The organism is Burkholderia sp. WP9, assembly GCF_900104795.1.
Classification (GTDB): Bacteria; Pseudomonadota; Gammaproteobacteria; order Burkholderiales; family Burkholderiaceae; genus Paraburkholderia.
Genome location: NZ_FNTG01000002.1, coordinates 2658942 through 2680204, shown reverse-complemented (window position 1 = coordinate 2680204; position 21263 = coordinate 2658942). Strand labels below are relative to the sequence as shown.

Here is a 21263-nt window from a genome sequence, read left to right as displayed (position 1 = left end):
GCATGAGTAGATAGTAGACGACCGGGCTCAATGAAACTTTAAAAAAACTCGCGCAATCCTGTCTCATGGCCGGACAGCGCCGTGCCACTAAATAGACTTGTGACAATCAGGCGCTGCATTTTCTCGTATTTGTTATTTGCAGGGTCTGGCGGCTCGGTTATGCTCTGTGCCATTGGGAACATTCGTAATGCGAAAGGCACGCCGGGCCGTATCACGCTCGGGTCCAAAGCTTCGGGCCACTACACGTTAACTCAAAGGACAAGTCCTGTGAAACTCGAGAATTGGAAAGAAGGCGCAAGTCCGGAGCGCCGCAAGCTGATACGCAGCAAGATTCACGTCTTACTGGCCACGATCGGCACATTGGCATCCGTGGTTGGGATCTGCGTGGCCATTAACGGCGGATTGGAATTCAATCGCACCAAAGTTTTCATCGGAGTCGGTATTACCGTCGTGTCCACGATCGTATATATCTCGATGCTTTTCGCGCCGTCCGAGTGAAATCCAGGCGTCCCCTGCCGCGCACAGGTGCGGCCGTCTGCTCGCCGGTTATGACAAGTGGGTGACTTTCAGGCAGCTATTCCACCGCGAGTTCAAGTACTCAAGCGCCAGTCGCCGGTGGCAGTGGTGGGGTAAATGTTCACTGCAAAGCAGGCAAGCCGAGCGGAATAGATCGACATCCAGATTGTTTTCCACCCGGCGCTTTGCAATCAACTCCACGTAAGCGGCCGCGAAATCGTCCCACGTCAGCTCTTTGGCCTTGTAGCGCTTGAACAAGTCGGGCTCTGGAGCCAGCTCTGGCATTTCCCGGTAAGCGGCGCCGCACAGTCTGTCGAGAAAGAAAGGCAGGTCCTGTTTCTTTGCGAAGCCGGCCAATTGCGACGTATTGCTCAGGCGGATGTCGAGCACCGTGCGCACCTCTGCGTTTTTCAGCAAATCGAAAAATTCCTGCGCGGTTTTGCCGGTGAAACCGATCGTGGTCACGGGCACCGCATTGTTTTCGCGTTTCATCACAGGGCACCTGGCAGTGGGCATACGCAGTGGGCAAACGCAGTGCCCCGAGCAAGAAAAAGCCCCGCTGCGGTATCCGGAGCGGGGCTCAGTCTCGGTTCACGTCGTGTGCTTATTTGACGATACCGACCAGTTCGACCTCGAACGTCAGGTCGCTGTTCGGCGGAATCACGCCAACGCCACGATCGCCGTATGCGGTCGCTGCCGGGCAGGTCAGTTTGGCCTTTTCGCCCACTTTCATTTTCTGCACGCCCTGCGTCCAGCACGGAATTACACGGTTCAGCGGGAACGTGGCTGGGCCGCCATGTTTCGCCGAGCTATCGAACTCGGTACCGTTGGCCAGCGTGCCGCGGTAGTTGACCTTGACGACATCTTCGGCGGCAGGCTGGGCGCCGGTGCCTTGGGTCAGATGTTCAACCACGACGCCGGAAGGCAATTTTTCGGTGGTGGGCGCGGCGGCCATCGCCGTTGAAGACAGAAGAGCTGCTGCGACCAATGCAACGATAGATTTCAAAGCGAGTCTCCAGATGGGTAGTGCGCCTCATTGTAACGGATCGCATCTGCCGCACCAGCACGACCACTGCGCGGATGATCGGCGAAAGGCGTCTTCATCAATCAGCCAAAGCCTCGCCATTTGCACAAGGGCGGAACGGCGCGTAACTGAGAAGATTCTGTTGTGAACCACCAGCCCGGTTCGGCGGTCCACACACTAAATCCCATTCGAGCCGTTTGCCAACACGCGATTCAATGCTAAAGAGCGCTTCCGATGACCGAGCCGGCTGATTCCGACAAAAGCGCGATCCCGCCCCCTTCCGCTCCACCTGAGCGGCGCCGCGCTCCCCGGCCGCGCCGGATTCCGCGCAGCCGCGAACAGCAGGCGCGGCTCGACGCGCGCGAGCCGGTGTTCGAGCCGTTACCTTTTGCCATCGACGAAACCGCCGCGCGCCGTCCCTTCGCCGACAAACTCACCGCCTGGTTCGAGGCGCGCCGCTGGCAGCCATTCGAGTTTCAACGCGAGGTCTGGCGGGAAATCGGCCGCGGTGCGAGCGGTTTGCTGCACGCCACCACCGGTGCAGGTAAAACCTGGGCTGTCTGGTTCGGCGCGCTGGCCGCCTTCGCCGCGTCCCCAGGCACTCGCAGCCGCGCGCCCCGCACGCAGCCAGAACCGCTCACCGTGTTATGGATTACGCCAATGCGCGCGCTCGCCGCGGACACCGCGCGCGCCTTGCAAAGTTCGGCGGCGGAACTGGCCGTGCCGTGGAGCGTCGGGCTGCGCACAGGCGATACGTCGTCTGCCGAACGCGCGCGACAGAATCGGCGCATGCCGTCCGCACTGGTCACGACGCCGGAAAGCCTTTCGCTCATCCTCACGCGCCCCGATGCACGCGACGTGCTGGCGCACGTGCGGCTGGTAATCGTCGACGAATGGCATGAGTTGCTCGGCAACAAGCGCGGCACGCAGACGCAACTTGCGCTTGCGCGTCTCGCCCATTGGCGGCCTGAATTGCAGGTATGGGGCTTGTCGGCGACGCTCGGCAATCTGCCCTTCGCCGCCGATGTCTTGCTCGCGCCCGTGAAGACACCCCGCGCCAGTGTGCACGGCGCGCTGCCTAAAGCGCTGATCGTCGATACGGTCATTCCCGAGACCATCGAGCGCTTTCCGTGGGGCGGCCACGTGGGCATGCGCCAGGTCGGCGCCGTTGCCGAGGCGATCGGCGAAGCCCGGACCTCGCTCGTGTTCACCAACACACGCTCGCAATGCGAGGTGTGGTATCAGGCGCTGCTCGAAGCACGGCCGGAGTGGGCGGGCCTGATCGCGCTGCATCACGGCTCGCTCGATCAGGAAGTGCGTGAATGGGTCGAACATGGCCTCAAGAGCGGTCAGCTAAAAGTGGTTGTGTGTACATCGAGCCTCGATCTGGGCGTCGATTTTCTGCCGGTGGAGCGTGTGTTCCAGATTGGCTCGCCCAAGGGTGTCGCGCGCTTGATGCAGCGTGCGGGCCGGTCGGGTCACGCGCCGGGCCGTCCTTCCCGGGTGACGATCGTGCCGACGCATGCGCTCGAACTGGTCGAAGCCGCCGCCGCGCGCGAGGCGGTCGAGAAGCGTCAGATAGAAGGTCGCGAGACGCCTGAGAAACCGTTCGACGTACTCGTGCAGCACCTCGTCACCGTAGCGATCGGCGGTGGATTCGACGCATGCGAACTGTACGGCGAAATTCGCAGCACCTACGCCTACCGGCAATTGACGCAAGCTGAGTTCGACTGGGCTCTCGGCTTCGTGGAAGGCGGTGGCACGGCGTTGCGCGCCTATCCCGACTACCATCGCGTGGTGCGCGAACACGATGGCCTGTACCGCGTGCCGCGCGAGGATCTGGTGCGAAGGCATCGCAACAACATCGGCACGATCGTGGCGAATGGCACCTTGAATGTCGCCTATCTCTCGGGCGGTCGGATCGGCGCGATCGAGGAATCGTTTATTTCACGGCTTAAGCCCGGCGATATTTTTACCTTTGGCGGACGCGCACTCGAATTGATTCGCGTACAGGATATGACCGCGTGGGTGCGGCGCGCCACGTCATCGCGCGGAGCCATGCCGCAATGGGCGGGCAGTCGCATGCCGCTTTCCTCCGAACTCGCCGACGCCACGCTCACGATGCTCGCGCGCGCCGCCGGCGGCATCTACGACGAACCAGAAATGCGCGCCGTGCGGCCGCTGCTCGAATTGCAGCAAAAGTGGTCGGCATTGCCCGAGCCGGGTGTACTGGTGGTGGAGTTGGTGAAATCGCGCGAAGGACATCATTTCTTTTGCTATCCGTTTGCGGGGCGAACGGCGCACATCGGATTGGGCGCATTGCTCGCATGGCGCATTGCTCGTGAAAATCCGGGTACGTTTTCCATTTCGATGAATGACTACGGCTTCGAGCTGTTGTCCGCGCAACCATTCGATTGGGCGGAGAAACTCGAAAACGGTCTGCTCTCGCCTGATGATCTGGATCACGACATTCTTGCGAGTCTCAATTCGTCGGAACTCTCCATGCGCCGCTTTCGCGAGATTGCGCGCGTGTCGGGACTCGTGTTTCAGGGCCACCCCGGGCAGCAGAAAAGCGCGCGGCAGTTGCAGGCGTCGAGTGGGCTCTTCTATGAAATCTTTCGCAGTCACGATCGCGGCAATCTGCTGCTCAACCAGGCCGACGACGAAGTGCTCCTGCAGGAACTCGACGCCCGGCGCATTCGAACCGCGCTCGAACGCATGAACGCGAGCCGCGTGGTCATCACGCGGCCGAAAAAGCCAACGCCGTTTGCATTTCCGTTGATTGTCGGACGCTTGCGGGAAAAGGTCAGCACGGAGAAGCTCGCGGACCGCGTGGAGCGGATGCTGGCCGAACTCGAGAAGGCGGCCCGCACATGAAGCCGGCTTCAATGGCGGTGGAAATCGCCGGGCATTCTCTCGTGCTGTCGAGCTTGCGCGCGGCTTTTGATCCGGCGCTGCGGTGTCTCTTCGTCGCCGATGCGCATTTCGGCAAGGACGCCGTGTTTCGCGCACGCGGCATTCCTGTGCCGATTGGTTCGACCGCCGATAATCTGATGCGCCTGGATATTCTGATTGCCGAGTTCGAGCCCGCCACGCTCGTGTTTCTCGGCGATCTGCTGCATGCGCGCGAGGCGCACGCCAGCGAAACGCTCGAAGCATTGCACGGCTGGCGCGCGCGGCATGCCGGGCTGAGGGTGGTGCTGGTCGAGGGGAATCACGACCGGCACGCCGGTGCGCTGCCGGCGACGCTCGGCGTCGAGTATGTTCAGGAGCCTTGGCGAATCGGGCCGTGGGCGTTGTGTCATCACCCGCAGAAAGTCGAAGGTGCGTATGCGCTCGCGGGGCATGTGCATCCGGTGTACAGGATTGCGACTCGCAGCGATTCAGTGCGGGTTCCGTGTTTCCGGTTCGGGGTGGAGTGTGGTGTGTTGCCTGCGTTCGGGAGCTTTACGGGCGGAACGCGTGAAGATGGGCGAGTGGCCGGGGAGAAGGTTTTTCTGGTGGTGCAGGAGAGGCTGATCGAAGTGGTGCGATGAGGTTTTGGGTTCGGTTTTCTTGAGCGGGTGGCTCGTGGAAAGTGTGGGTTGGAGCGAGCGGACGGGGGTTGTTCGTTCGCTCGCTCCGCGTGGTGCCGGATGGAGGCCGGACGCCCGGCCCCCATCCGATTAGCGAATGCAGCGCCGTTAGTGGCTGCCGCCGTTGCCGCCGCCGTGGCCTCCTCCTCCTCCGCCGTAGCCACCGCCATGGCCTGAGCCGAAGCCGCCGCCGTGGCCCGAGCCGAAGCCGCCGCCGAAGCCGCCGCCGTGGCCTTGGCCTCCGTTGCCGGAGCCCGGGCCGTTTCCGCCTTTGCCACCGTCGCCGTGGCCGCCGTCTCCGTGACCGCCGTTGCCGGAGCCGCCTGCGCCAGGGCCGCTTCCACCTTTGCCGCTGTCTCCATGGCCGCCGTTGCCGGAGCCGCCCGCGCCGGGGCCATTTCCGCCCTTGCCACTGTCTCCGTGGCCGCCGTCTCCGTGGCCACCGTTGCCGGAGCCGCCTGCGCCAGGACCGCTTCCGCCGTGGCCGCCGTCGCCGGAGCCGCCTGCGCCGGGGCCGTTTCCGCCTTTGCCACCGTCGCCGTGGCCGCCGTCGCCGTGACCACCGTTTCCGGAACCGCCTGCGCCAGGGCCGCTTCCGCCGTGGCCACTGTCGCCGTGGCCGCCGTCTCCGTGGCCACCGTTGCCGGAGCCGCCTGCGCCGGGGCCGTTTCCGCCTTTGCCACCGTCGCCGTGGCCGCCGTCGCCGTGACCACCGTTTCCAGAACCGCTTGCGCCAGGGCCGCTTCCGCCGTGGCCGCCGTCACCATGGCCGCCGTCTCCGTGGCCACCGTTGCCCGAGCCGCCTGCGCCAGGGCCGCTTCCGCCTTTGCCACCGTCACCGTGGCCGCCGTCGCCGTGACCACCGTTGCCGGAGCCGCCTGCGCCAGGGCCGCTTCCGCCGTGGCCGCCGTCACCATGGCCGCCGTCTCCGTGGCCACCGTTGCCCGAGCCGCCTGCGGCAGGGCCGCTTCCGCCTTTGCCACCGTCTCCGTGGCCGCCGTCCCCGTGGCCACCGTTGCCGGAACCGCCTGCGCCGGGGCCGTTTCCGCCTTTGCCACCGTCGCCGTGGCCGCCGTCGCCGTGACCACCGTTTCCAGAACCGCCTGCGCCAGGGCCGCTTCCGCCGTGGCCGCCGTCACCATGGCCGCCGTCTCCGTGGCCACCGTTGCCCGAGCCGCCTGCGCCAGGGCCGCTTCCGCCTTTGCCACCGTCGCCGTGGCCGCCGTCGCCGTGACCACCGTTGCCGGAACCGCCTGCGCCATGGCCGCTTCCGCCGTGGCCACTGTCGCCGTGACCGCCATCGCCATGACCACCGTCACCATGGCCGCCATCGCCATGACCACCATCTCCATGGCCGCCATCGCCGTGGCCGCCATCACCATGACCACCGTCACCGTGACCACCATCGCCATGACCACCATCGCCATGACCACCGTCACCATGGCCGCCATCGCCGTGGCCGCCGTCACCATGACCACCGTCACCGTGACCACCATCGCCATGACCACCATCTCCATGGCCGCCATCGCCGTGGCCGCCATCACCATGACCACCGTCACCGTGACCACCATCGCCATGACCACCGTCACCATGGCCGCCATCGCCGTGGCCGCCGTCACCATGACCACCGTCACCGTGACCACCGTCACCGTGACCACCATCGCCATGACCACCGTCACCATGGCCACCGGTGCCGCCACCATTTCCGCCGTCACCGCCTGTGCCGGTTCCGCCGCTTCCCGTTCCACCGCTACCGGCTCCGCCGCCACCAGTTCCACCACTGCTAGTTCCGCCACTACCAGTTCCACCACTGCCAGTTCCACCACTGCCAGTTCCGCCACCACCGGCCCCACCACCGCCAGTTCCGCCGCTTCCCGTCCCACCACTGCCAGTTCCGCCGCTTCCCGTCCCACCACTGCCAGTTCCGCCGCTACCGGTCCCACCACCGCCAGTTCCACCACTCCCAGTTCCGCCGCTACCCGTCCCACCACTGCCGGCTCCCCCGCTACCCGTCCCACCACTATTAGTCCCGCCTCCCGATCCCACGCCGCCCTTCCCACCGCTGCCGCTACCCGTACTCCCAGCACCAAGCCCCGCCGCGCCGGAGTTAGTCCCGCCATTCCCGCCGCTCGCCGCATTGCCACCATTCCCGCTGCCATTGCCCGCAGCCGCAGCCCCTCCCGACGAGCTCCCATTTCCGCCGCCTTGCAAGCCCGCAGCCGATAGCGATCCGAACCCTTCCGCGGCCGCGGCGATTCCAATTCCGCCAGAGGTTACGAGGTCAGCGCTTTCCTCCTTGCAGCCAAGTGTGTCGAACGACGAACAATCAATCGGCAACGCTTGCGCAATCATGATCTTCCCCGGACCGGCCGACGGTGCCGCAGTCACCGCCTGATTCGTCTGCGCACCCGCCATCGCCGCATACAAACTCACGGCAACTGCAAATACAGCCCGGCGCGTCCCCAACGCCAGCACGTCCCCGTTTTGCTTTTTCATTTCATTCTCCTAACTATATCTCTTGAAAGACCGGCCTGGATAACGAGTGAATCTCTGTTCACTGTTAAAAATGAAACTTCAAAACCCACTCGCCATTACCTCGCGTCACGCTGAAACCGCATGACGTCCGGCATTTCTCTCGCGGAAAACCCCGGTCCGATTCAACGTGTTTCGAGAAAAACGATTGGCTGTGCACGCACTGATTTTTCAAATGACACAGCTGGGTCTGATGGACGTTGAAGTTATGCGGAGCACTGTTCAGTCACCGTGCGCTAGACCACGCAATGCGACATCCACGGCGCATTTGCGATTAATTGCGTGTCCGGATTGTCAAAGATCGTCAATTACCGCTATTTATTAAGGCCCGGGAAATCATGCCATCCGATACGCACTCCCAACTATTATTATCACCAGCGTTGACATACTCACAGGACGAATTAAACCGACACGATCGTTGCCCTCAGAACGCCGAGAAGAAATGCTATGTGAGCCCCCGAACTTCCCCGAACATAAAAGAGTGGCTGTCGAGGTGGGTGTGAGGGCAATCAGACAGACAACACACCTCGTGTTTTTTAATCGGCGGCACGGCTCCCTGGTCATTCAGCGAGGCACTAAAAACATCAGATTAAAAACCGTGCCCCTGGTCGCAAACCGCCAAGAGAACGAAATGCCAGCTCATCGCGATGAGTGCCAATCCAGAAAGTGTCGCTGCGCAACCACCACGCCACCGCATAACCAACACTTCCTGGCAGCATCTTTTTCCGAAGCATTTCCACCATCTACGGTATTGAACCGGGCATCATCGCCGGCGGCTCCCGCGGATGCCTGTCGCGCGAGCCCTCGCGGACAATCGGTAAGAAACGCGGGTTTACCTTTGTTTGACTTCAGGGGGCAGGCTCGTTTACTGGACGCAAAACAACCTTTCAGGACACTTCCGATTTGCTATCGGCAGCTGAATAGTGTTCTGCGAGCGTCTTCCACTATCTCAGGAGATGAGCCATGGTTAATGTGTCCAGCAGCGCCGTCGACGAATTGAAAACCGCCATCCGGGGCCAGGTGCTGCTGCCCGGCGACCCGAACTTCGATCAGGCGCGCAGCATCTGGAATGCGATGATCGACCGGCATCCGGCAATCATCTTGCGTTGCGCAGGCGTAGCCGACGTTCGCCAGGGCGTGGCCTTCGCGCGCGACAACGGTCTGCCGCTCGCGATTCGCGGCGGCGGCCACAACATTGGCGGCAGCGCATTGTGCGACGACGGTGTAGTGCTCGACCTGACGCAGATGAAATCGGTGCGCATCGATCCCGCGGCACGGCGCGCGTATGTCGAACCGGGCGCGACGCTGCACGATTTCGACCATGAAGCGCAGGCGTTCGGGCTCGCCACTCCACTCGGAATCAACTCGACCACCGGCGTCGCGGGCCTGACGCTCGGCGGCGGTTTCGGCTGGCTGAGCCGCAGATATGGCATGACGGTGGACAATCTGGTTTCGGCTGACGTCGTGACCGCGGAGGGCGAATTCCTCACTGCGAGCGCCGCTTCGCATGAAGATCTGTTCTGGGCCATTCGCGGCGGCGGCGGCAATTTCGGCGTCGTCACGCGGTTCGAGTTCGCGTTGCATCCGGTCGGACCGCTGGTCTACGGCGGCCTTGTCGTCCTGCCGCTCGCCCAGGCGCGGGACGCCCTGCTCAAGTACCGCGCGGCGAATGCCGGCATGCCGGAGGAACTGAGCGTGTGGGCCGTGCTGCGACTCGCGCCGCCGCTGCCGTTTCTGCCGCCCGAAGTACACGGCAAGCCGGTGATCGTGTTCGCGATGTGCTACAACGGCCCAGTCGAAAACGGGCCATCCGCGGTGGAATCTGTCCGCGCATTCGGAACGCCGCTCGGCGAACATCTCGGCCCGATGCCGTATGTCGCGTGGCAACAGGCGTTCGACCCGCTGCTCACGCCGGGCGCGCGCAACTACTGGAAATCGCACAACCTCGGCGAGATCCAGGACGGGCTCATCGACGCGCTGCTCGGCGCGATCGACAACCTGCCGTCGCCGCAATGCGAGATTTTCTTCGGACAGATCGGCGCGCAGACCCAGCGCGTGCCTGTCGAAGCCACCGCCTATTCGAGCCGCGACACGCTGTACGCGATGAACGTGCACGGCCGCTGGGACGATGCGAGCGACGACGAGCGCTGCATCGCCTGGGCTCGCGCGTTCTTCGACGCGGCGGCGCCGTTTGCGCTGGGCAGCGTCTACGTCAATTTCATGACGCAGGAAGAAGGCGGCCGCGTCGCCGAGGCGTACGGAGCGAACTACGAACGGCTGGTGACTGTAAAAAACCGCTACGATCCGCGCAACCTGTTCCGCTGCAATCAGAACATCCGGCCATCGGCGTAGTCATAGCAGCACGGGGAAACGGCGCGCGAATCGCGTGCCGTTTCCCCGTGCGTGCGGGTCCGGCACGCCGCGCCTGCTAAAACACGGGGGCAGGCACGCTAAATGCTGGTTAGCAACTGACGTATGGCACGCCCTGCGTCACGATACGATCACTCGACTGGAAACGAGAACGCAGCCTTCATAACGTAAATAACGCATAAGGAAAACAATCATGCGCAGACGACAATTCATCATGACGACCAGCGCCGCTCTTGCCTCGGCGGGCCTTGGCCTCGCCGGCTGCACGACGACGTCGCCGTCCTCGAGCGCATCGCCTGCCGCCAACGCCGGCAAGCGCGACACCATCAACGCGGGGATCGATTCGACGCTTTCGCGTCTGTACGCGAACGTCACCGGTTCGCGCGAACTGGTGGCGAAAGCGCGCGGTGTGCTGGTGTTCCCGTCCGTGATCTCGGCAGGCTTCTGGGTTGGCGGCCAATACGGCGAAGGCGCGCTGCGCGTGGCAGGCCGCACGGCCGGCTATTACAGCACCGCTGCGGGCTCGTTCGGTTTGCAGATCGGCGCGCAGTCCAAGGCGCTCGTGTTCCTGTTCATGACGCAAGAGGCGCTCGACAAGTTCCTCGGCAGCCAGGGCTGGGCCGCCGGCGCGGACGCAACGGTTGCCGTGCTGAAGGTTGGCGCGAACGGCGCGGTCGACACGTCGACCGCCACCAGCCCGGTCGAAGCCTTTGTACTGACGAACGGCGGTCTGATGGCCGGCGTATCGCTCGAAGGCACCAAAGTCTCGCGCCTGATGATTTAAGCGCGCGGCCCAATCGCCACGCAGCCATCTCGCCGGCTGCGTGGCGTTTTTCTTTGGGCTCGACGCGCGACCACCCCTGCGCGCCGCCGCTCACCTCACGGCGCCCCTCACCGGTGAGTTTGACTGCCCTGCTGTAAAATCCAGCCTTTTCGCCATCTTGCCCGGCCATTGCTGCGCTTCAGGCCGAGACATTCACCTGTCCGAATTCGCGCGTTTCGCGTCCACGCACGCCGCTTGCCAGGACTCCCTCCTCGCTGAAGATGAACACCGCTCGTCCCACTCACGGCCGGCTTGCCGCGCTGCCCGATATCAAAAGCAATGTCCTCGCAGGACTGACCTCGTCTTTCGCGCTGGTGCCGGAATGCATCGCCTTCGCGCTGGTCGCCCACCTCAATCCCTTGATGGGCCTGTACGGTGCGTTCTTCATCTGCACCATCACGGCCCTGTTCGGCGGACGGCCCGGCATGATTTCCGGTGCCGCCGGTTCGATGGCGGTAGTCATCGTGGCGCTCGTCGTGCAGCACGGTGCGCAATATCTGCTCGCCACCGTGATCCTCAGCGGCATCCTGATGGTGCTGTTCGGCGCGCTGCGGCTCGGCAAACTGATCCGCATGGTGCCGCATCCGGTCATGCTCGGTTTCGTGAACGGGCTCGCGATCGTCATCGCGACCGCGCAGCTCGCGCATTTCAGGCAAAGCACGCCAGACGGCGAACAATGGCTGCACGGCAGCGCGTTGCTGATGATGAGCGGACTCGTCGCGTTGACCATGGCGATCGTCTATCTGCTGCCGCGGCTCACGCGTGCGGCGCCGCCTGCTTTGGTGGCGATCGTCGGCGTCGGCCTCTTCACGCAGCTGCTGCACCTGCCCACGCGCACGCTCGGCGACATGGCGCATATTGCGGGCGGCCTGCCGCTTTTGCGCATGCCGGAGGTCCCGCTGAATCTGGAGACACTGCATGTGGTGCTGCCCTACGCGGTGCTGATGGCGATCGTCGGTCTGCTGGAAACGCTGCTCACGTTCAATCTGACCGACGAGATCACCGAAACGCGCGGCCAGCCGAACCGTGAATGCCTCGCGCTCGGCGCGGCGAATATCGCCTCGGGTCTGTTCGGCGGCATGGGCGGCTGCGCGATGATCGGCCAGACGATGATCAATCTCAATTCGGGCGGCCGTTCGCGTCTGTCGGGGATCGTCAGCGGCGTGATGATCCTGATGTACATCCTGTTCCTGTCGCCGTTGATCGAGCGCATTCCGCTGGCGGCGCTGGTCGGCGTGATGTTCGTGGTGGCGCAGCAGACTTTCGCATGGGGCTCGCTGCGGGTGCTGGGCAAGGTGCCGCGCAACGACGCGCTGGTGATCGTGGCGGTCACCATCATCACCGTGTTTTCCGATCTGGCGATCGCCGTGCTGTGCGGCATCGTGATCGCCGCGCTCAATTTCGCGTGGCAGCACGCCCGCGAAATTCATGCGCATGTCGAAGATCGCGCCGGCGACAAGATCTACGCGCCGCGCGGCACGCTGTTTTTCGCGTCGACCGCCCGTTTTCATGAGCTGTTCGACCCGCTGCAAGATCCCGAGCGCGTCACAGTCGACTGCCGCGATCTGCTGCTGGCGGACCATTCCGCGCTCGCGGCGCTGCAAGGCCTCGTCGAGCGCTATCGAAAAGCCGGCAAACAATTGCGCATGAAGAATCTGTCCGAGCGCAACCAGCGTCTGCTGAGCCGCGCCGGTATCGCATTGGCGTGACGACGTGCCCGCCTCGCCCAACGGCGGGCTTTCGGTCAGCGGCCTTCCGGTAGCGTGAATACGGCGATTGCCGCGCTAAGCTGGCCGGTCTGCGCTTTGAGCACATCCGCGGACGCACTCGCCTCCTCCACTAGCGCCGCGTTTTGCTGGGTCGTCTGATCCATGCTCGCCACCGCGATGTTGACCTGCTCGATGCCCGAGCTTTGCTCCACCGAAGCCGCGCTGATCTCGCCCATGATGTCCGTCACGCGACGCACCGCCTGCACGACTTCCTGCATGGTTTCGCCAGCGCGGCTCACGTACTGCGAGCCGCCTTCGATCTGCGCGGCCGACTCTTCGATCAGCGCCTTGATCTCCTTGGCCGCCGCCGCGCTGCGTTGCGCGAGGCTGCGCACTTCGCCCGCCACCACCGCGAAGCCGCGCCCTTCCTCACCGGCGCGCGCCGCCTCGACGGCCGCGTTCAAGGCGAGAATGTTGGTCTGAAACGCAATGCCTTCGATCACGCCGATGATGTCGCCAATCCGATGCGACGACTGCGAAATGCCGCGCATCGTCTCGACCACCTGACCGACCACTTCGCCGCCGCGCGCTGCTGTCTCCGATGCGTTATGCGCGAGCTGGCTCGCTTGCTTCGCGTTGTCGGCGTTCTGCTTCACGGTCGCGGTGATCTGCTCCATGCTCGACGCGGTTTCGCCGAGCGCCGTGGCCTGCTGTTCGGTCCGGCGCGACAGATCCGCGTTGCCGGCGGCAATTTCGTTGGACACCGTCGAGATCAGCGTCGCGCCGCCGCGAATCTGCGCGATCGCTTGCGCGAGGCGCTGCTGCATGCGCCGCATGGCGGCGAGCAGGCTGGCTTCGTCGCCCGCCTTCGTTTCGACGACCAGGTCGAGCTCGCCGTCGGCGATGCGCGCGGCGATCTGCGCCGCATACGCCGGTTCGCCGCCGAGTTGCCGCAAGATGCTGCGCAGGATCACGCCGATCACGAGCGACACCACCAGACACAGCATCAGCGCGGCGCCCACGTACTGGATCAGCGTCGTGTAGAACGCAGCGTCGATATCGTCGGTGAATACGCCGGTGACGATCGTCCAGGCCCATGGTTTGTAGAGGCGCACGTAGTTGACCTTCGGCGCCATCTGGTTGGAGCCGGGCTTCAGGAACTGCAGGTGGATGAAGCCTTCGCCTTCGCGCTGGGCGAGATCGGAGCCGTCCTTGAATACGTGGCGCCCTTGCGGGTCGGTGAAACCGCTCATGTCCTTGCCTTCGAGGTCGGCACGCACGCCGTGCATGAGAACACGGGCCTGCGCGTCTTCGATCACGAGATAGCCACCGGCGCCGTCGTAGCGCATCGCGCGCAGATCGGCCATCGCCGAGCGTTGCGCGTCGGCGAGCGGCATGGCGCCCGAGGCGACCAGGCCGTTATAGCGGTCCAGCACGCTGTACGCGACGCTGACCACGCTCTTCAGTTCGGCCTGGCGGTCGGCGATCATCGTGTCGCGTGTCTTGAACGCGCCCCACAGGCCGATTGCCAGAATACCCATGCACATTACCGCTAGTGCGAGCCAAAGCCGCACCTTCAGGCGAAACCGTTCCATCTCCGTATCCCTTGTACTTGTTTGTCGACGCGCCGCCAGGGCGAACGCCCCGGCGATTCATGTCCATCTTCAGGATTAACGGCGGAGCGAGGGAAAACTTCAGGCTTGGCCAATCGGCGGCAGCCGCCGGGCCAATGCATGCACTTTGCCGGCGCTGCTCACGATATGCTCGACGCGGCGGCGCCGTCTGCCGATCCGATTTCGTGCACGCGGGCCGGGTGAGGCGTTACTCCGCCGGCAGCGTCAGCGCGGCGACTTCGCAGCGCGGCCACTGACGCAATACATCGGGCGCCAGCAACAGCTTGGCGGCCCGTACGCCAGCGCCCATGACGACTTGGGTTCGCTCCATGACGGCGGCGTCGACGAGAACGCGCCAGTCGACCGGCAAGCCGAAGGCCGTGATACCGCCAAACTCCATGCCGCTATGCTCGACCGCCGCTTCCCGCTTGGCGAACGAAAGCCGCTGCGCGCCCAACGCCGCCTTCACCGCGCCGTTGATGTCGAGGCGCAGCGAACCCAGCGAGACCAGCGCGGCGTAATGTTCGGCGCCCTCTTTCCTGTATCGGATCACGATCGTGTTCGCGCAGTCTTCCAGGCCGAAGCCGTAACGCGCGCTGAATTCGGCGGTATCCGAAGCGTCGTCGGTGACGGAGAAAACCGTCACGCCTTGGGCCGGCAATTGCTCTACGACATGCGCAGGTAGATGCGCGCCCAATTGTTCGGCGGGAATGATGTCCAACTGCTGTACGAGTTCGTGCGAGTGCATAGCGAGCAAAAGTGTATGGGGATCCCTCGGCATTCTAACGGCACGCCCCGCCCGAGGTGCGCGGGGTCCGCGCATGCCGCGGCCGCTTGTTATAGTGACAGGCACAAGGTTTGCGGAAGGCTTTCACGCGAAGACTGCGTCAAGGCTGCCTCAACGGTTCGCCCCCGCCCAATCGCCTGACGCGCGCGGCGCCTGTACCTTTTGAGAAACACGACCATGGACATCGACACGCTTTCCGCCGAAAACCTGCAGCTGGTGGCCCGCAAGCAGGCCAACTGGGCCATCGGCGCCTTCAAACAGTTTGCCGAAGACCGCTGCGCGGCCATGGCGGCAAGCATCGCCTTCTATGCCGCATTTTCGCTTGCGCCGACGCTTGTGATGGTGATCGCCGTGGCCGGCTGGTTCTTCGGCGCGGAAGCCGCGCGCGGCGAATTGTTCGACCACATTCACGGATTGCTCGGCGACCAGGCCGCCGCGGGCGTGCAAACCATCGTCGAAAATGCCCATCACAGCGGCAGCGCCGGCGGCATTGCGGCCATCATTTCGTTCACGATGCTGGCGATCGGCGCTTCGGCCACCTTTTCGTCGCTCAATAGCGCGCTCAATATAGTGTGGCCGTATACGGGGCCACGGTCATCAAGCGTGATCGCGCTGGTGCGTGTGCGCCTGATCTCGTTCGGGCTGGTGCTCGGCGTCGCGTTCCTGTTGATCGTTTCGCTGGTGCTCGACACGGTCATTACCTTCATCGGCAAGTGGCTGTGGGGCGACTCGCCGTATGTGGTGATCGGCAACCTGCTGCAACTCGGCGTCGGCCTGCTGGTGCTGGCCTTTGCGTTCGCCGGCCTGCTCAAGTTCCTGCCGGACGCTCGCGTGCGCTGGCGCGATGCGTTCGTGGGCGGGATCGTTGCCGCGGTGCTGTTTTCGGCGGGCAAAAAGCTGTTCGCGCTTTATATCGCGCACGCCGGGATGGCCAGTTCGTTCGGCGCGGCCGGCTCCCTCGCCGTGTTGCTGATGTGGCTGTATTTCTCCGCCGCCGTGCTGCTGCTCGGCGCGGAGTTTTCTGCGGCGCGCGGGCGTATGCTCGATCCGCGCGGAGGCTGGGGCATGCAGGACGACACGCCGCCCGGCAGCCGCGCCAAGCTGGCGTCGGTGCTGGCGGCATCGACGGTCGCCGCGGAAGCCGCGCCGCAAGTCGCGCGTGAGCGCACCGCTTCGAGCGACGCCGCGCTCGCGTGCGTCCAGTCTGACGCGACATCCGGCACGCTGACCGGCGCGACGCCGGCAGCGGCGCTTCGAGCTCGAGCGAGTAACAAGAAGTCGGCACGCGCGACGGCGGTCAAACTCGGCAGGACTGTCGTATCGGCCGAGGCGCAAGCCACTCGCATCGCCGCCGTCGCGCTGATCGAGGCCGGTCGCAAAGCCGTTGCGGCGGATCGCTACGTGAGGCGGCACCCGTGGACTTCGGTGCTGTTCGCCGCCGCTGCCGGGCTGACTGCGGCAACGGTCGCGCGGCGCAGCAACGGCGAACGCGACCCGAATCCCTAGGCCACGCGGTTGCAATCCGCCCCGCGCCGCGTGCTCCGCCTATGCGCCAGCGTGGTGCGCCTGACCACAGCGGGAGAGACCTGTCCAGCGCGTGCGTCAAGCGAAATGCATCGAAATTTTTACGTGTTTCCTACAAAGCGCCCCAAAAAAGTAGACGAGTTTCTTACGACAGACCTTCAAATAAGTGTCGAAAGTGAAGGTGCCAGAGCCGTCACTGTCAACAAAACAACAATAATGCTTGGTCAACGATTAAATGTTGCTGAAACGGAAATAATCGTTAACGCGCTTTAAATACAAGGCTTTGCGCGAGTTGTCAGTTTTTGGAGACAGTCTTTTTTTTCCAGTTCTAGCCGGTAGACCTCCTGCGCTATTCTCCTTCCCGCAACAACAAACTAATCATCTGCGTGGAGAAATGGATGAAACGAATCGCGCTGTCTACCCTCTCGCTGGCGCTCCTGAGCGTCACTGGCGTCGCTCATGCTCAAAGCAGCGTGACCCTGTACGGTTTGATCGATGAATCGATCCAGTACGCACACAACACGGTTGACGCTTCGGGCAAGAACTCGAACCAGGTCGGCCTGGTTGGCGGCAACCTGCAAGGCAATCGCTTCGGCTTGAAAGGCACCGAAGATCTCGGCGGCGGTCTGAAGGCGATTTTCCAATTGGAAAACGGCTTTGACATCAACAACGGCAAGCTGGGTCAAGGTGGCAAGATGTTCGGTCGTCAAGCCTACGTCGGCCTGACGGGCGACCAATGGGGTACGTTCACGCTGGGTCGTCAATACGACCCGCTGGTCGACCTGGTTCAGCCGCTGACGGCTGACAACTACTTCGGTTCGACCTTCACCACGCCGGGCGACGTCGACAACAACGACAACTCCTCGCGCACGAACAGCGCCATCAAGTACACCTCGCCGGTGTGGGGCGGCTTCCAGTTCGAAGGCATGTACGCTCTGGGCGGCGTGGCTGGTGCAACGGGTTCGGGTCAATCGTGGTCGGGCGCTGCAACGTACGCAACGGGCCCGTTCAGCGTTGCCGCTGGCTACTTCCGCATGGACAACGGCAACACGCTGGCTAGCCGCACGTCGGCAGGCTCGGTGGGCTGGAATGGCAGCACGTCGGACGGCACGTTCGACAACCAGGTCAATGGCGCGTACGCGGCAGCCAAGTCGATCGGCATCGCTTCGGTGGCTGTGCAATACGTCGCAGGCCCGTTCACGGCTAACCTGCGTTACAGCAACGCACAGTACAAGCCGGACGCAAACTCGGGCTTCGGTTCGACCGAAAAGTACAACGTCGGTGGCGCATACCTGGGTTACCAGGCAACGCCGGCCATGCTGGTTGGCGTGGGCTACACCTACACGAAGGCTAGCGGCGATTCGAGCGCAACGTATCACCAGGTTTCCCTGGGCGGCGACTACAACCTGTCGAAGCGCACGGACATCTACCTGGTCGGCGCATATCAGCACGCAAGCGGCCAGCAACGCACCTCGGCCGGCACGCTGGTCGACGCAGGCGCTGCAATCGGTTCGTACGGCTACAACTCGGCTTCCAGCTCGCAAGAGCTGGTCAGCCTGGGCATCCGCCACAAGTTCTAATCGAACTTGACGGACTGCTGAAGCAACACGCAGTTGAAGACCAGCCACAGGCGAAAGCCTGTGGCTGGTTTTTTTTCGCCCTGGCCCCGGTGATGCCGGCACGCGTGCCGCGTCAGCGCGATCGATCACATACTCGTGGATGCCCCGCTCGTCAGATGCGCGGCCGATCCACGCCGGTTGAAGCAAAAAAAGGCCGCCAGCAGCCGGTTGGGGCTGCTGGCGGCCTCGCCATGTTGCGTCCCGCCCAAGCCAGCGGGTCATAGGCCGGCAGCCTATTTGCGCTGCGACTTGCCCTTCTCGGCCTGCGCCAACGTCTGCGCGGGCCTCGCGTCGAGTTCATGCTCGATGCCATCCGCGCCGACCGGCGCGCGATACAGCACCAGTGCCCGCTCGCGTTGCAGCAGCGGCACGTTCGGCGAATCCTGCCAGTCCGGGTCGGGAATCTCGCCGAACACCTGGCGCAATCGCTCACCCCAGGTGCGGTGAATCATCTCGAAGTACGCGTTGTCCTGATCGATCGAGACGAAGCGCGTGACGCGCAGCGCGTCCTTCTGGTAGACCAGCAGATCGAGCGGCAATCCCACCGACAGGTTCGAGCGCAGCGTCGAGTCCATGGAGACGAGCGCGCACTTGGCGGCTTCGTCGAGCGGCGTGGAGGGCGTGAGCACGCGGTCGATGATCGGCTTGCCGTACTTGGCCTCGCCAATCTGGAAATACGGGTTCACCGCCGACGCCTCGATGAAATTGCCCGCGGCATAAATCATGAACAGGCGCGGCCGGTTGCCCGCGATCTGCCCGCCGAGAATGAAGCTGCAATTGAAGTCGACGCCGAATTCCTGCAGCGCCTCGGCCTCGCGCTGATGCACGCACCGCACCGCGCGGCCGATCACACGGGCCGCGTCGGCCATGGTTGGCGCGTTCCAGAGCGTGGGCAGCGACGGATCCGCAGGCTCCGACAACTCGTGCAACACCGCCTGGGTGAGCGACAGATTGCCGGCGCCCAGCAGCACGAGCATGCGCTCGCCGGGCTGCTCGAACACCGACATCTTGCGCGCGGTGCTGATGTGATCGACGCCCGCATTGGTGCGCGTGTCCGAGAGGAACACGAGACCTTCGTCGACGGACATCGCGACACAATAGGTCATAAGAAAAGGTACCCGCAAAAAAACGACTGAACGGCGCTATTGTAATGCGGCTCGCATGCGCCGCCATTCCGTATAACGGCCTTGGGGGCCCAATCTGAATGGTTATGAGGCCTGGCGCTCACCAGAGCCTCTAGCGGCCTCTCGGGTCGTCGCCCCGTTCTTCCCGCTATTGCGGCTGTTGCTGCGGCTGTTGCGCACTGACCATGACGGACACTTTGAGCTGTTCCTCCAGCCCGCCGATACGGCGGCCGCGAACCGGCGCAGCCGACTCATAGTCGCGCGCGACGGCGAGGCGGCAGTAGATTTCGCTGGCAAACGCGGCATGCGTGACGTCGATGGAAATCCAGCCCTTGCCTTCGAGCCAGACATCCACCCAGGCGTGGCTGGCGGCATGCTCCACGTCCCCCGGCTCGATATAGCCGCTCACGTAGCGCGCGGGAATGCCACGCGCGCGGCAGCACGCCAGCATCAGATGCGCGTGGTCCTGGCACACGCCGTTGCCGAGCGCGAGCGCCTGAGCGGCCGTGCTGGTAACTTCCGTGACGCCCGGGTTGTACTTCACGCGCTGCACGATCTGTTCGGACAGCGCGATCAGGTTCGCCGAGTTCGCCAGGTTCGGCACCGATTCGGCCAGTTCGCGCACCGCGCCATCGACCTCGGTCAGCCGCGTCGAGCAGGTGAAATGTTCGAGCGGAATCGGGCCGACAGCGTCGGGCAGATAGCCGTCGACCAGCGGGATCGTGTCCACTTCGCCGGCCACGTGCAGACGGATCTCGCTATGCGGCTTGTTGATGACCAGCGTATGCAGCACGTTGCCGTAAGCGTCGAAGGTCGCGTCGAGCTTGCCCGGCGCGTCGATGCTCCAGCGCCGCACGACCTGCGAGGCGCCGCTCGACGGCGTCAGCCGCAGTTGCTGGATCGAATAATGGACAGTCGCTTCGTAGCGATAGGACGTGTCGTGGCGGATCGTCAGGTACATAAAAAAACTCCGTCAGGCGACTGGCAGCATCAGGTAGGTACGCGCAACCAGATTGCCAAGCTCGAACACGCGAGCGAGGAACTGCGTCAGATAGGCGTGCAGGCCGGCTTCGAAAATCTGCCGGATGTCGGAGTACACGAGTTCGGCGCGCAGCTTGCCGGCGAACCGTTCGCACTGGTTCGAACCCGAGGTGCGCAGCATCGCGAGGTTCGCACAGACGCCTTCGAGCGACGCCAGCAGCGAACGCGGCATCTGCTGATTCAGGATCATCAGTTCGACCACGCGTGCCGGCGTGACGACGTCGCGATACACCTTGCGATAAATCTCCAGCGCCGACACCGAACTCAGAATCGACGTCCAGTAGTAGAAATCTTCGAGCTGGCGCGCGGCGTCGCGTGAATTCGGTTCGACGTCGGCAAAGCGCACGTCGAGAATCCGCGCGGTGTTGTCGGCGCGCTCCAGATAAGTGCCGAGTTGCGTGAAGAAGAACGCGTCGTCTTGTAGCGCGGTGCCGATCGTCACGCCACGCGAGAGGTGCGAGCGGAACTTCACCCATTCGAACAAAGCGCCGGGATTGTTGGCCGCCTGACCGGACGAAATGCGCTCGTTGAATTCGAGCCACGTGTCGTTGATCGTTTCCCACCACTCGGTCGTCAACGTGCCGCGCACCGCGCGGGCGTTTTCGCGCGCGGCCTGCAAACACGAGTGAATGCTCGACGGATTGGTCGAATCCGCCACCATGAAATCGAGCACGTGTTCTCGGGTCGGTTCGTCGTAGCGCTGCGCGAACGCGGTTTCGAGTTCGGAAATGCGCAGCACCGAGCGTTGCGCGCGCGCCTCCTGTTCGGGCGTCTGCGGCAACAGCAGCGCCTTCAGGTTGATGTCGAGCATGCGGGCGGTGTTCTCCGCGCGCTCCATGTAGCGGGCCATCCAGAAAAGGTGGTCGGCGGTTCGGCTTAGCATGACGGCGTTCCGTATCTGATGACGCGAGACCTTGTCGAAGTAAAAGGCTCGCGCTGGTTATCCGTATGCGCCGGCGGCGTGCGTATTACGTATTGCGTGCCGCCCCGGCGCGCTGGGTTGCAG

At 63.8% G+C, this 21263-nt stretch carries 16 protein-coding genes; 9 read left to right on the top strand and 7 right to left on the bottom strand.

Annotation, left to right across the window (positions count from 1 at the left end):
• The first annotated feature begins 267 nt into the window (after positions 1-267).
• On the top strand, positions 268-498 hold the full coding sequence (locus tag BLW71_RS33035) for a hypothetical protein (protein WP_091807109.1): 231 nt from the start codon (positions 268-270) through the stop codon (positions 496-498).
• A gap of 48 nt (positions 499-546) precedes the next feature.
• Here the strand turns inward: BLW71_RS33035 and BLW71_RS33030 are convergent, their stop codons facing one another.
• A complete protein-coding gene (locus tag BLW71_RS33030; protein WP_091807106.1) occupies positions 547-1008 on the bottom strand; it encodes a DUF488 domain-containing protein in 462 nt (153 codons plus the stop codon).
• Between the two features lie 112 nt (positions 1009-1120).
• Entirely contained in the window at positions 1121-1522 is a 402-nt protein-coding gene (locus BLW71_RS33025; RefSeq protein WP_091807104.1) for an FKBP-type peptidyl-prolyl cis-trans isomerase, read from the bottom strand.
• Positions 1523-1774: 252 nt separating this feature from the next.
• Between BLW71_RS33025 and BLW71_RS33020 the strand changes: the two genes are divergently transcribed.
• The 6 genes from BLW71_RS33020 (at position 1775) to BLW71_RS32990 (ending at position 12549) form a co-directional block, all read left to right on the top strand.
• Positions 1775-4417, top strand: coding sequence for a ligase-associated DNA damage response DEXH box helicase (locus tag BLW71_RS33020; protein WP_091807102.1), 2643 nt, complete (start codon positions 1775-1777; stop codon positions 4415-4417).
• The gene (pdeM, locus tag BLW71_RS33015; RefSeq protein WP_091807100.1) at positions 4414-5076 is read left to right on the top strand and encodes a ligase-associated DNA damage response endonuclease PdeM; all 663 of its coding nucleotides are present in this window, start codon (positions 4414-4416) and stop codon (positions 5074-5076) included. The genes BLW71_RS33020 and pdeM overlap by 4 nt, the downstream gene beginning before the upstream one ends.
• A 231-nt stretch (positions 5077-5307) precedes the next feature.
• A complete protein-coding gene (locus tag BLW71_RS41815) occupies positions 5308-7341 on the top strand; it encodes a hypothetical protein (RefSeq protein WP_177205158.1) in 2034 nt (677 codons plus the stop codon).
• Positions 7342-8610: 1269 nt separating this feature from the next.
• A complete protein-coding gene (locus BLW71_RS33000) occupies positions 8611-9999 on the top strand; it encodes an FAD-binding oxidoreductase (RefSeq protein ID WP_091807094.1) in 1389 nt (462 codons plus the stop codon).
• 211 nt (positions 10000-10210) lie between these two features.
• Positions 10211-10801, top strand: coding sequence for a BPSL1445 family SYLF domain-containing lipoprotein (locus tag BLW71_RS32995; protein ID WP_091807092.1), 591 nt, complete (start codon positions 10211-10213; stop codon positions 10799-10801).
• Positions 10802-11061: 260 nt separating this feature from the next.
• Complete coding sequence (locus BLW71_RS32990) at positions 11062-12549, top strand: SulP family inorganic anion transporter (RefSeq protein WP_091807090.1); 1488 nt, start codon at positions 11062-11064, stop codon at positions 12547-12549.
• Between the two features lie 35 nt (positions 12550-12584).
• On the opposite strand, the gene BLW71_RS32985 is transcribed toward BLW71_RS32990, so the two are convergent.
• Positions 12585-14144 carry a methyl-accepting chemotaxis protein gene (locus BLW71_RS32985; protein ID WP_091807089.1) on the bottom strand — a complete coding sequence of 520 codons (1560 nt, stop codon included), beginning with the start codon at positions 14142-14144 and terminating at the stop codon, positions 12585-12587.
• Positions 14145-14370: 226 nt separating this feature from the next.
• The gene (locus BLW71_RS32980) at positions 14371-14910 is read right to left on the bottom strand and encodes a YbaK/EbsC family protein (RefSeq protein ID WP_091807088.1); all 540 of its coding nucleotides are present in this window, start codon (positions 14908-14910) and stop codon (positions 14371-14373) included.
• Positions 14911-15126: 216 nt separating this feature from the next.
• Between BLW71_RS32980 and BLW71_RS32975 the strand changes: the two genes are divergently transcribed.
• Both BLW71_RS32975 and BLW71_RS32970 read left to right on the top strand, forming a co-directional pair.
• Entirely contained in the window at positions 15127-16455 is a 1329-nt protein-coding gene (locus tag BLW71_RS32975; RefSeq protein WP_091807087.1) for a YihY/virulence factor BrkB family protein, read from the top strand.
• A 416-nt stretch (positions 16456-16871) separates the two neighbouring features.
• Entirely contained in the window at positions 16872-18053 is a 1182-nt protein-coding gene (locus tag BLW71_RS32970; protein WP_091807086.1) for a porin, read from the top strand.
• 272 nt (positions 18054-18325) lie between these two features.
• On the opposite strand, the gene BLW71_RS32965 is transcribed toward BLW71_RS32970, so the two are convergent.
• From BLW71_RS32965 to BLW71_RS32955, 3 genes are all read right to left on the bottom strand, one after another.
• Positions 18326-19198 (bottom strand): proteasome-type protease, encoded by an 873-nt coding sequence (locus tag BLW71_RS32965; RefSeq protein ID WP_091807085.1) that lies wholly within the window; start codon positions 19196-19198, stop codon positions 18326-18328.
• Positions 19199-19364: 166 nt separating this feature from the next.
• The gene (locus BLW71_RS32960) at positions 19365-20177 is read right to left on the bottom strand and encodes a transglutaminase family protein (protein ID WP_091807084.1); all 813 of its coding nucleotides are present in this window, start codon (positions 20175-20177) and stop codon (positions 19365-19367) included.
• Between the two features lie 12 nt (positions 20178-20189).
• Positions 20190-21140, bottom strand: a complete 951-nt coding sequence (locus BLW71_RS32955; RefSeq protein ID WP_091807083.1) for an alpha-E domain-containing protein — start codon at positions 21138-21140, stop codon at positions 20190-20192.
• Positions 21141-21263 lie beyond the last annotated feature (123 nt).